The organism is Solicola agrisoli (assembly GCF_049059935.1).
Lineage (GTDB): Bacteria > Actinomycetota > Actinomycetes > Propionibacteriales > Nocardioidaceae > JAURVT01.
Genome location: NZ_JBMGQR010000058.1, coordinates 16356 through 27092, shown reverse-complemented (window position 1 = coordinate 27092; position 10737 = coordinate 16356). Strand labels below are relative to the sequence as shown.

Below are 10737 nucleotides of genomic sequence, written 5' to 3'. Positions count from 1 at the left end.
TGGCTCGTCGCCTTCGGAACTCAAAATCGCGGCGCCATCCGACTCAAGCGACTCAACGCTCGACGCAGCAGCGTCCACAGTCGGGCGGCGGGCTCGACGACTGATGGGCTGAGAAAGATGATGGCAGTCTCGTGGTCATCAAGGTCACGCGGAAGCAGTCCGACCCAAATGTGAGTGGGGGAGCGTGGCCCCCCAAACTTCCACGATGACGGGGTCGCGAGGGTGGTCGAGCCCCCACGGGCCCCGGCCTCTTGCTCCAACGTTGAGAGCGGCCGTTGGGCTCATGTCCACGGCTCGCTCCCGGTGGTGTTCTTCAAAGGTGCCACGCGACCTGATCCATAAACTCCGCGTACCGGTTGAGCACGGGTAGTAGATCGCGGACCACCTAACGTTCGGCTACCGGTCGCTCCGCCTCGCGGTGCGGGTCAGTGCGACGTCACGGCGAGTTCGATCTCGAGCGGGTACGGCGGCCACTCGACTGGCCGGCTGGATCCGGACGGATGCCATCCGAGGTGCTGGTAGAAGCCGCGTGCTCGGTGGTTGTCGGCCAGGCACCACAACCGGCGGGCCGTCGACTGGTCGAGCACATGTGTCAGTGCGGATCTGGCCAGCCCCTTCGCCCGAACGTCTTGGGGCGACAGCGAGGTATCGGATGAGCTCATTGTCCCAGGCGATCAGACATGCCAGCCCAGACGAGTCGTCGACGACGCCGACCCTGACCTTCTTCTCGCTCAGCAGGACCCGCCACCGCTGCAGGACCCCGTCATCGGGGTAAGGGAATTGCGACGGCGGGAAGATGTGCCCCAAGGCCTGGAGGCTTGCGGCTCGTTCGAGGTCGCGTAGCGCGACCGCGTCAGCCAGTGTTGCTGCCCACAAGTCGTCCATCGGGACCTCCCGGGTCTCGCATCAGGAGGCCAACCGATGTGAGGTGAGTTCACCGACGCGCCTGGAACCACCACGCTCGATCGCTGCAAGCAGTCGGGTATGGATCCGCATGCGGATCCGCAGCGGGCCCCTCGCGAATGGTCTGGGCGGCAGGTGTGCCGTCGGCGGCGAAGGCACACCGGCCCCGTCAGCGGCCGAAGTACCTCAGGGCAGCTGGAACGACTCGCGATCGGCCGCGGCGGCCGTCTGCCTCGGGATCGAGCTGCGCTGTCGGCGGCCCTGCGTCCAGCTCTTCGAGCTGGCGAAGAGCAGCCTTGACTTCAGCCAGGTACTCAGTCGCGTCGAATGCCAGGTCAGGCAGTTCCAGCGGGTGCCGGAAGATGTCATCCTCCTCGTCGTTCAACAGAGGATCAGGGTCGTCTTCGGGCGGCAGCACGTTGTCGAACTCGCCGGTGATGGACATGAAAGAAGACCATCGGATGCAATCTCCGTCGCGCGAGACGATGACCGAGACGTTCGAACAACAGGTTGCACCACACGAGCAGGTGTACAGCGCGATGCGACGGGGCGGATTGATTGGCAGGAGAGCCCCCGACCTCAAGATCTCGTCCGCACCGAAACTGTCGTCAGTTCCCTTCAGTGACTCGATTCCGTCGATCAAGACTCTCAGGTCCGCCCATTGACCGTGGCGGCCCACCACATCGAGCTCCGGACGGTTCATCAGCTCATCGTCAGGCACGGACGCCGTCCCGTCTATCTGATTCGGGGATCATCGCCACGCCCCGGACCGCGCCGATCCGCGCAACTCTGCGATCCTCACGTTCCAGACGGGGCAGGGCCCGCAGGCCATGACGACAATCGCTTACCGGGCTCGTCTGGCGCGTCCCGCACGCCGATCCCGCCACGGGCAAGCCTCCGCCTGACGGTCGGCTGAAGTCGAAGCTCGCGCATCAACGAGCAGCCTGGGAGGCGCGAGCGGGTGTCCCGCGGTGGTCGGCCGTAGGTTGACCCCATGCCCAGGATCACTGGCGGCTCGCTCGAGGCGCACCGTGCGCAGGTGCGCGAGCGGGTGTTCGAGGCGTTCGCCGCGCTGGTGGCCGAGCGGGGGTACGACGCCGTGACGCTGGCCGACATCGCGTCGCGGGCGGGGGTGGGACGCACGTCGTTGTACAACCACTTTGCGGACAAGGAGTCGGTGGTGGTGGCGTTCGCGACCAAGGAGACGCGGCGCTACGTCGCCGAGCTGGAGGCGGCGCTACTGGTGGCGACCTCGTCAACCGAGGCGCTGCGGATCTACGTCCGTCAGCACGTCGCGCTGTCCGACCGGTTTCACCTGGGCCTGGGGCCCGAGCTGTATGCGTTGCTGTCGCGGCCGGCGCTGACGACGATCCGCGAGCACGTCGTGGTGGTGGAGCGGGTGCTGAGACGGATTCTGGCCGAGGGGGTCGCGTCGGGCGAGCTGGTGCAGCAGGACCTGACGACGAGCGTGGCCCTGGTGCACGCGTGCCTGCAGGGACGCAGCGTCCCGGCCGAGGCGGGTCCCGACCGGGACGCTGCGGTCACCGCGACGGAGGAGTTCGTCCTCCGCGCCGTTGGTGCTGCTACTTCATGATCTTCACCTTGACGGCCTTGGTCGACGTCGTGTGCGTGCCGTTGCCGGCGTACCTGTAGGTGACCGTCCACGTGCCCTTGGCCAGCTTGCGCACCTTGAGCGTCGCGACGCCCTTGGACAGGGTCTTGGTGATGACGTAGCGCTTCTTGCCCTTGCGAACGACCACGGTGACCTTGCCGGTCGGCGTCTGCCCGGCACGAGCCGAGCGGGCACGGATCTTGACGGTGCCGGCGCGCTTGGTCGTCGGGCGCTTGGTGAACGAGCCGTTGACGCTCGAGCCCAGCTTGGCGACGGTGACCGCGCGGGCCGCCGAGACGGCGGTCGCCAGGTTGTCCGCACCCGAGTAGGTCGCGCTGAGGCGGTGGGTGCCGACGCCAAACGACGCGGGCAGGGCGAACGTGGCCCTGCCTCCGGTCAGCGTGCGGGTGCCGACGACAGTGGAGCCGTCACGCAGGGTGACCGTGCCAATGACCGGTGCGCTGGACGTCACGCCGACGGTGATGGTGAAGCCCGCGCCGTAGGTGGTGCGCGTGGGGGCGCCGACGCTGACGGTGGCGGGGGCCTTGGCGAACGTGACCGGGGTGGCGGTCTCGTAGAGCGGCTGGACGGCCCCGCCGCCGGCGTAGGTGTAGATGCCGTAGGTGCCGGTGGTGGACTTGGCGTCGGCCGCGGCCTTGTCGATCGTCAGCGTCGTGCTGAAGCTGCCGGTGGCCGTGAGCTCGACCGCGCCGGCGTTGGCGCCGCCGATTGTCGCCATGTCGGCGGCCGAGACCGCCCACTTCTGGGACGCGGCGGGACGGGCCGCGCTGGTGGCGCCGGCCGACGGCTTCCAGGTGTCGGCGAAGCGCCCGAACACCACGTACGTGCCGGCGGGCTTGCCCGCGAGCGGCGGGCGCCCGCCGGTGGCCAGGCTCGGGTCGAAGTTGCGGCCCGTGACGGTGACCTGCTGCTCGCCCGTGGGGAGCAGGGTGGTCTTCGAGACGGTCACCGACGGGTCGTCGAGCGAGTAGGCGACGTCGAACGGCAGCGCAGGCTTGTTGTCCTGCATGCCCGCGCAGCCGGTGGAGTAGAAGTGCGGACGCACCGAGTCCGGGACCGCCGCGACGAGGTCGGCGGGCCAGGAGCCCCAGGTGCCGGTCGCGCCGCCGTCGGTGTTGCAGGCGCGGGTCTGTGCGCTGCCGGCCTCCGCGGGCACGTCGACCTGGACGCCCTGGTAGTCCGGGGTCACCCGGATGGCGCCGTCACCGGTCACGGCCACCGAGCCGGCGTCGAACGTCGCGACGGTCAGGCGCTGCGGCGCCGTCGCGGGCGTCGGGTTGCCCTCCATGTCCTGGCCGGCGCCGACGTTGAACCTCATCGTCAGGGTGCCCGAGCCGTCGGCCGCGACGTCGAGCTCGGGGTCGGCGTAGATCTCGTCGGGTGCCTTGAACTGCGCGGGGTAGGCGTTGACGGTGTAGCTGCCGCTCCACGACAGGTCGGCGGCACCGGTCCGGCGGTCGACGGTGCCCGCACCCTTGACGAACTTCACGGCGTTGGGGGTCTTCTGCGGGCTGCTTGCCGGCATCGAGGTCGAGGGCAGGCCGTCGACGACGTACTCGCCTTGGGTGCCACCGGAGACCGAGCCCGTCAGCGTCGTGGCATTGCCGGTCGGCGCCTTGAAGGTCCAGGGCCCAAAGATGCCCTTCTGGGCGTAGCCGCTCAGGCCCCAGGTGAAGGTGGCGTCGTCGATGGACGTGGCGGCCAGCGCGGAGCTGGGCACGGCGGCGCCGACGCCGCCGGCGACCAGCGCGGCGGCGAGCAGGGACGCCAGACGTCGGCGCGTGGGGCGCCGTCGGACGGTGGGGGTCATCGGATTCCTCTTTCGGTGACGGCCGGCCGGCGGCCGGACGATGTGGTGACCGCGCCGACGGCGGCGGACAGGATCAGCAGGGCGGCCCCGGTCCACCACATCCACGTGGCGACGGGGCCGGTGGCGGTGGCGACGGGACGCACGGTGGCGCCCTCGAGCGTCGTGGAGGTCGGCGACGCCGCCAGGCCCTGGACGGTCGGGACCGCGGGCACGGCGGGTGCAGCGGCACCGGGGCGGCCGGTGGCCTGCGCGGGGGACACGCCGCCGGCGCCGGCGGCCGACCCTGCGGCGGCAGTGCCTGCCGAGGCGCGCGAGTCAGGCACGCGCTGGGTGGCCGGGCTCGTGGCGTCCCAGCTCACCGTCAGGGGGAGCGGTGCCTTGTGGGCGTCGGTCTGCCCGCCGCTGGAGTACCAGTAGGCGGCCTGCCCGGTGCGCTGCTGGAAGTCGACGAACGACGCCGGCCACGACCCCCAGCCCGCCCGGCTGCGCACCTGCGCGGTGGCGCCTGCGGGGGCGGTGTACCGGACGCCGCCGTAGCGGGGCGTGACACTCGTGCCCTTGGCGCCGGTCAGCGACACGGTGCCGAGGTCGGCGATGACGACGCGCCTGGGTGTCAGCGGCCTCCACTGCGCGAGGTCGTCCATCGAGGTGGAGAACCCGCCGAGCTCGGCGGTGACGGTGCCCCTGCCGTCGCGCACCTGGAGCACCGGGTCGCTGACGTACGAGAAGCTCATGCCGGAGTAGTAGAGGACCGTCCAGGACCCCTCCCACGAGATCGTGGCGCGCTTCTTGGCCGGCTCGACGGTCCCGCGTCCCCGGCCCAGCACGACCTGGTGGTCGGAGAACTCGGTGTTGCTTCCCGGCGCCCCCAGCGCCGCCCCTGACGCAGTGGTGCCCAGTCCGTCCCAGGTGGCGCGGCGGTAGCCGCCCGACGTCGTGCGCTTCTCGATCGCGACCGAGCCCGCGGTCGCCTTCCACGCCGAGCGCGGCAGGGTGGTGCCGCCCTTGCCGGGGTCGGGCACCTTGCCGGCGGAGAAGAAGTTGACGGTGCCCGGTGCGAACGCGCGGTTGTTGGACTCGTCGTTCATGCCCCACCGCAGCTGCGCGTCGGTGACCTTCACGGTCTTCGTGCTCGTGCCGCCGGTGGCGCCGCCCATCCCGGTCGTGGGCGCGGGTGTCGTGGGTCGCGGAGTGGGCGGCGTCGTGGGCGTCACCGGGTCGACGGGATCGGTGGACGGGTCGACCGGGTCGATCTCGAGGCGCTCGCCGAGCGCCCAGGTGGTCGTGATCGGGAGCGGCACCTTGTAGGCGTCGGACGAACCGCCGCTGGTGTACCAGTACGGCGCCTGCCCGGTCTGCACCTGGAACGCGGTGAAGGACGCGGGCCACGCACCCCACCCGCTGCCCGAGCGCACCTGGGCGGAGACGCCCGCGGGCGCGTCGAAGCGGACGCCGGCGTAGTCGGGGATGACCCGGACGCCGTCCGCGGTGACGTCGACGTCGCCCAGCGTCGCGAGCACGACCCGACGGGGCGCGATCGCGTCCCAGCGCTCGAGGTCCTCCATCGACGAGCCGTAGCCCGACAGTGTGGCCGTCAGCGTGCCGGTGCCGTCGGCAGCGACGCTCAGGGTCGGGTCGCTGACGTGGAAGAACGTGTACCCGCTGTAGTAGACGACGGTGAAGTCGGCGTCCCAGCGCACCTGCGCGCGTCCGGTGGTGGGGTCGGCCCATCCGGTGCCGCCCGACAGCACGACCTGGTGGTCGGTGAACCGGCCCGACGTGGCCGAGGAGATCTCGACACCGGACGCGTCGGTGCGCAGCCCGGCCCAGGTGGCGGCCGCGTAGCCGCCGCCGGCCTGCCTCTTCTCGATCGCGGCGTCGCCGCTGCGCTGCTTCCAGACGCTCTGCGGGAACGTGGTGCCGCCCCGGCCGGGGTTCGGCAGGATGCCGGCCGACAGGTAGTTGAAGGTGCCAGGCGCGAACGCACGGTTGTTGGTCTCGTTGCTCAGACCCCAGCGCAGCACGGACCCCCCGATCGCGCGGGCCTCGGTGTCGGCGGCACCTGCGGGGGCAGCGAGCGCCGAGGACGCGAGGACGAGGCCCAGTGCCGCGACGGCGACGAGCACGCGGCGGATCACTGCTCGCCCCGGCTCGGCACGGGGACGAGCGTCGTCAGCGTCTGTGTTGCGGGCGGGCGCTGGACGGGAAGGGGCGGGGGAGCGGCCGCCCGGCCCGCCCGACGGGCCTCGACCCGCGCGATCCGGCGCCGACGCGAGAGCCGCCACAGCGACACTGCCGTGGTGATCAAGAGGACGAGCACCGACAGCGCGAGGAACCACCGGGCGCGCACGGTGCCCGCCGGGGTGGCGGCCGCCTCGGCGTTGTCGTCCGTCGTGGCAGCGACGGGCGCCGCGGCGACGTCGAACGCCAGCACCGGCGACGCGCCGCTGGCCGGTGCGGTGAGGCGCAGCAAGTGGCTGCCGGCGAGGGTGGTGGCGGGCATCTGCAGGACACCCGCGACCTCGCCGCTCTGTCCCGCGGTGAGCGGGCCGACGGACGCGATGCCGTCGTCGAGCGTCGCCACCACCTGCTCGCCCGCGCGGAACCCCCGCCCGGTGAAGGTGAGGACCCGTCCCTCGACAGCCGTCGCCTGGTCGATCGCGAGCGTCGGCTTGGCGGCGGTGACGGCGGCCGCCGCCTGCCCAGGTGCCGCGGTGGCGGCCGCGGACGGCGCGGCCGCAACGGCACCGGACTCGCCGGCCGCGAACGACACCGGCGTGAAGCTCTCGTTGCGGGCGTTCTTGACGCCGTGCGCACCGACCGTGATCACGCCGCACGTCACCTCCCGGCAGTCGACCTGCGTCGTGGCCCCGTCACGGTCGAGCGCGGAGAACGTCGCACCGGGCACGACCAGCGACAGCGACAACCGTCCGTCGGCCCCGATGGTGCCGCCGTTCGCGGCGTACTCGGTGTCGCTGCCGGGGAAGGCCACGAAGCGCTGGTAGCCCTGGTTCTCGCGGTCCTCGCTGTCGGGCACGTAGCGGTAGTCCGCTCCGGTGACGCCGCCGCGGCTCGGGCGCCAGGAGCCGCCGTCGGGGTCGTCGACCCACCCGAAGAAGACGTAGATGCCGCCGAAGCCTCCCTTCACGGACTGGAACCCGCTGCCGGTCACGCGCAGCGTCGTGGGTCCGCTCGAGGCGACCCCCGACGCCGGCGAGACGGTGACGCGTGGGTCGGCGGTCGCCGGGGCGCCGGTCAGCGCGACGGTCGAGGTGGCGAGCGCGGCCGCGACCGCGAGGGCGGGGAGGCATCGGGTCATCGGGTGCTCCTCGTGGGCTGGGCGGCGAAACGGCGGGGCAGGACGACGAGGTCGCCGCTGACGGGGTGGGCGAAGACCTCGACCGGGTGGCCGTAGACTTCCGACAGCACGTCGGCGTCGAGGACGTCGGCGGGCGTGCCGCAGGCGCGGACGCGGCCGCCCGACAGCAGGCACACCCGGTCGGCATAGGCAGCGGCCAGAGACAGGTCGTGCAGCACGACGACGACGGCGTGCCCCTGCGCGGCAAGCTCGCGGACGAGCGTCAGCACCCGCTCCTGGTGGCCGATGTCGAGCGCGGCGGTGGGCTCGTCGAGCAGCAACAGGCCGGCGCCCTGCGCCAGCACACGGGCGAACGAGGTGCGCGCCTTCTCACCGCCCGACAGCGTCGGGAACGTGCGCGTGCCGAGGTGGGCGACGTCGGTGGCGGCCAGGGCGCGGGCGACGACGGTCTCGTCGTCGTCCTCCTCGGGCAGCCCGCGCCAGGGGGCGCGTCCCATCCGAACGACGTCACCGACGGTGAAGGGGAATGACAGGCGGTGCTCCTGCAGCATCACCGCGCGGCGACGGGCGAGGTCGTCGACCCGCCAGTCGTCGAGGTCGTCGCCGTCGAGCACGATCCGGCCCGACGCGGCGGCGCGGTCGCCCGACAGGACCGCGAGCAGGGTGGACTTGCCGGCGCCGTTGGGTCCGACGAGAGCGACGACCTCGCCGGGGACGACCTCGAGGTCAACACCGTCCAGGACCGCGCGCCCGCCGAGGTCGACCGCGACGCGCTCGGCGCGGATCATGCCCAGCCCCCCGCGGAGCGGCGCGCGCGGCGCAGGAGCCAGAAGAACACCGGGCCGCCGACGAGCGAGGTCAGCATGCCGATGGGCAGGTCGGCGTAATCGACGGCGGTGCGGGCGACGAGGTCGGCGACGACGAGCAGCAGCGCGCCGCCGAGGGCGCTCGCCGGGACGAGCACGCGGTGGGCGGGGCCGACCACCATCCGCACCAGGTGGGGCACCACGAGCCCGACGAACGCGATGATGCCGCAGAAGGAGACGGCGGCGGCGGTGAGCAGCGCGACCAGGACGACGGTCACGACCCGCAGCCGCTCGACGTCGACACCCACGTGCCGTGCCGCGCGGTCGCCGAGAGCGAGAAGGTCGAGGCGGCGGGCGAGCAGCAGGGCCCCAACGATGCCGACCAGACACAGCGGCGCGGCGGCCCCGACGTAGGGCCAGCGGGTGCCGTTGAGGCTGCCGAGCTGCCAGAAGACGATCTGCTCGCGGGCCTGGGTGTCGCCGACGAACATCAGGAAGGCCAGGCAGGCGCCGGCGACCGCGTTGACTGCGATGCCGGTGAGCACGAGCGTGACGACCTCGGTGCGACCGTCCGCGCGGGACAGCGCATAGACGACCAGCGTGGTGACGAGCCCGCCCACGAACGCGGCGACCGGCACCGTCCAGATCCCCAGGATGCTGACCTGGAACACGATCACCGCGGCGGCGAGCACCGCCGCCCCCGCCGAGACCCCGACGATGCTGGGCTCGGCCAGCGGGTTGCCGAAGACGCCCTGCATGAGCGCGCCGGCGCAGGCCAGCGCGGCCCCGACGATCAGCGCCATCGCGACCCGCGGGAACCGGATCGACCACAGTGCCGCGTCGCCGTTGGGGTGCGCGGGCATGGGGCCGAGGTCGAGGCCAAGCCGGTGCAGGAAGGACCCCGTGACCTCGGCGGGGGAGAGGTCGAGCTGGCCCGACCCGGCCGCGACGACGCTGACCAGCACGAGCGCGATCACCAGGCCGACCTGGAGCGCGCCGGCGCGCACGGTGAGCGTCACGGTGTGGGCTCGGGGGCGTAGACGGCGCGCGCGAGGGCGTCCACGACATCGGCCGTACGCGGCCCGAAGCTCAGTACCTGGGTGTCGGACATGTCGACGATCCGGCGCTTCTGTCCGGCCGGGGTCTGCGCGATCGCAGGCATCTTCTCGAGCAGGCCGTCGACCCCTCCGACGGACTCCAGACCCTTGCTCATCATCAGGACGACGTCGGGCTGAGCGGCCACGAGACCCTCGTCGTTGACCGGCTTCATGCCCTTCCAGTCGATGTCGGCCGTGACGTCGTGCCCGCCGATCGCCGTGACCAGCGAGTCGGCGCCCGAGCCCTGGCCGAACATGTAGTAGACGCTGGCCTGGCCGCGGACATACAGGAAGACCATTCGGAGGCGCTCGCCCTCCGGCGGCGCGACGGCCCGGACGTCGGCGAGCGTCGCGTCGATGGCCCGTTGCGCGCGCTGGGCCAGCTCGCGGCCCGCCTCGGGCACGCCGAGCGCGGTGGCCACCTGCATCGTCAGGGAGCCGACGGTGTCGAGGTCGCGGGTGGAGTCGACCACGACGACGGGGATGCCGGCGTCGCGCATCTGCAGCACGACGTCCCACGGGCCGAGCGAGGTGTCGGTGACGATCACCGTGGGCGCGAGCTCGAGCACCGACTCCGCGCTCAGCTCGTGACCGCCGTGGGTGACCAGCGGCAGATCGGCGATCTCGGGGAACGTCGAGGACGTGTCGCGTCCGACGACCCGGTCGCCGAGCCCGAGCTCGAACACCGTGCGCGACAGCGACCCGTAGAGGTCCAGCGCGAGGATCCGGCTCGTGTCGTCGACCACGACCTCGGTGCCCTGCTCGTCGGTGACTCGGGCGGGCAGCCGCTGCTCGCCCGTTGTGACCGGCTCGATCGGCGACTCGTCGAGCGTGGCCGTCGTGGGGCCCTCGTAGGCGGCCGGGTCGGCCAGGGGAGTGGCGTCGGCCAGCCGCGTGGCGGCGCCACCTGCGAGCGGCTCGGCGTCGAGCGCGCGTCCGGGCGTCGGGAGCTCTCCGCAGCCGGAGGCCGTGAGCAAGAGCAGCGCGGCGGCGAGCACCGTCGACGAGCGGCGGCGGTACGTGGTCGTGACGGGCATGCGTCTCCGGGATGGGTGCTGCGGGATGCGGGTGGACGAGACCTTGGCAATGCAAGGTCAGGGGAACCTAACACAGGCTAGGCTTACTTATAATCCGGTACGACGTGACGAATCGTCAGGACTACGTGACGA

At 72.1% G+C, this 10737-nt stretch carries 9 protein-coding genes; 1 reads left to right on the top strand and 8 read right to left on the bottom strand.

Features of this window, described 5'->3' with window-relative positions:
- Nucleotides 1-425: 425 nt before the first annotated feature.
- Nucleotides 426-662, bottom strand: coding sequence for a GNAT family N-acetyltransferase (locus ACI6PP_RS17295; protein ID WP_421112862.1), 237 nt, complete (start codon nucleotides 660-662; stop codon nucleotides 426-428).
- Between the two features lie 410 nt (nucleotides 663-1072).
- Nucleotides 1073-1606, bottom strand: a complete 534-nt coding sequence (locus tag ACI6PP_RS17290; protein ID WP_421112861.1) for a hypothetical protein — start codon at nucleotides 1604-1606, stop codon at nucleotides 1073-1075.
- Nucleotides 1607-1897: 291 nt separating this feature from the next.
- Between ACI6PP_RS17290 and ACI6PP_RS17285 the strand changes: the two genes are divergently transcribed.
- A complete protein-coding gene (locus ACI6PP_RS17285) occupies nucleotides 1898-2497 on the top strand; it encodes a TetR/AcrR family transcriptional regulator (protein ID WP_421112860.1) in 600 nt (199 codons plus the stop codon).
- Here the strand turns inward: ACI6PP_RS17285 and ACI6PP_RS17280 are convergent.
- Genes ACI6PP_RS17280 through ACI6PP_RS17255 form a run of 6 tightly spaced genes read right to left on the bottom strand, consistent with a single transcriptional unit; the run spans nucleotide 2487 to nucleotide 10605 of the window.
- Nucleotides 2487-4346: an Ig-like domain-containing protein gene (locus ACI6PP_RS17280; protein ID WP_421112859.1), complete on the bottom strand. Its 1860-nt coding sequence runs from the start codon at nucleotides 4344-4346 to the stop codon at nucleotides 2487-2489. The two genes, ACI6PP_RS17285 and ACI6PP_RS17280, sit on opposite strands and share 11 nt — an antisense overlap.
- Entirely contained in the window at nucleotides 4343-6484 is a 2142-nt protein-coding gene (locus tag ACI6PP_RS17275) for a hypothetical protein (RefSeq protein WP_421112858.1), read from the bottom strand. The genes ACI6PP_RS17280 and ACI6PP_RS17275 overlap by 4 nt, the downstream gene beginning before the upstream one ends.
- Nucleotides 6481-7665 carry a hypothetical protein gene (locus tag ACI6PP_RS17270; RefSeq protein ID WP_421112857.1) on the bottom strand — a complete coding sequence of 395 codons (1185 nt, stop codon included), beginning with the start codon at nucleotides 7663-7665 and terminating at the stop codon, nucleotides 6481-6483. The genes ACI6PP_RS17275 and ACI6PP_RS17270 overlap by 4 nt, the downstream gene beginning before the upstream one ends.
- On the bottom strand, nucleotides 7662-8453 hold the full coding sequence (locus ACI6PP_RS17265) for a heme ABC transporter ATP-binding protein (RefSeq protein ID WP_421112856.1): 792 nt from the start codon (nucleotides 8451-8453) through the stop codon (nucleotides 7662-7664). The genes ACI6PP_RS17270 and ACI6PP_RS17265 overlap by 4 nt, the downstream gene beginning before the upstream one ends.
- Nucleotides 8450-9490: a FecCD family ABC transporter permease gene (locus ACI6PP_RS17260; protein ID WP_421112855.1), complete on the bottom strand. Its 1041-nt coding sequence runs from the start codon at nucleotides 9488-9490 to the stop codon at nucleotides 8450-8452. The genes ACI6PP_RS17265 and ACI6PP_RS17260 overlap by 4 nt, the downstream gene beginning before the upstream one ends.
- Nucleotides 9487-10605 (bottom strand): heme/hemin ABC transporter substrate-binding protein, encoded by a 1119-nt coding sequence (locus ACI6PP_RS17255; RefSeq protein WP_421112854.1) that lies wholly within the window; start codon nucleotides 10603-10605, stop codon nucleotides 9487-9489. The genes ACI6PP_RS17260 and ACI6PP_RS17255 overlap by 4 nt, the downstream gene beginning before the upstream one ends.
- Between the last annotated feature and the right edge of the window lie 132 nt (nucleotides 10606-10737).

Excerpts from the sequence above, each read along its gene's own strand:
- ACI6PP_RS17295 (WP_421112862.1), bottom strand. The coding sequence starts at position 662 with ATGAGCTCATCCGATACCTCGCTGTCGCCCCAAGACGTTCGGGCGAAG.
- ACI6PP_RS17290 (WP_421112861.1), bottom strand. The coding sequence starts at position 1,606 with ATGAACCGTCCGGAGCTCGATGTGGTGGGCCGCCACGGTCAATGGGCG.
- ACI6PP_RS17285 (WP_421112860.1), top strand. The coding sequence starts at position 1,898 with ATGCCCAGGATCACTGGCGGCTCGCTCGAGGCGCACCGTGCGCAGGTG.
- ACI6PP_RS17280 (WP_421112859.1), bottom strand. The coding sequence starts at position 4,346 with ATGACCCCCACCGTCCGACGGCGCCCCACGCGCCGACGTCTGGCGTCC.
- ACI6PP_RS17270 (WP_421112857.1), bottom strand. The coding sequence starts at position 7,665 with ATGACCCGATGCCTCCCCGCCCTCGCGGTCGCGGCCGCGCTCGCCACC.
- ACI6PP_RS17265 (WP_421112856.1), bottom strand. The coding sequence starts at position 8,453 with ATGATCCGCGCCGAGCGCGTCGCGGTCGACCTCGGCGGGCGCGCGGTC.
- ACI6PP_RS17255 (WP_421112854.1), bottom strand. The coding sequence starts at position 10,605 with ATGCCCGTCACGACCACGTACCGCCGCCGCTCGTCGACGGTGCTCGCC.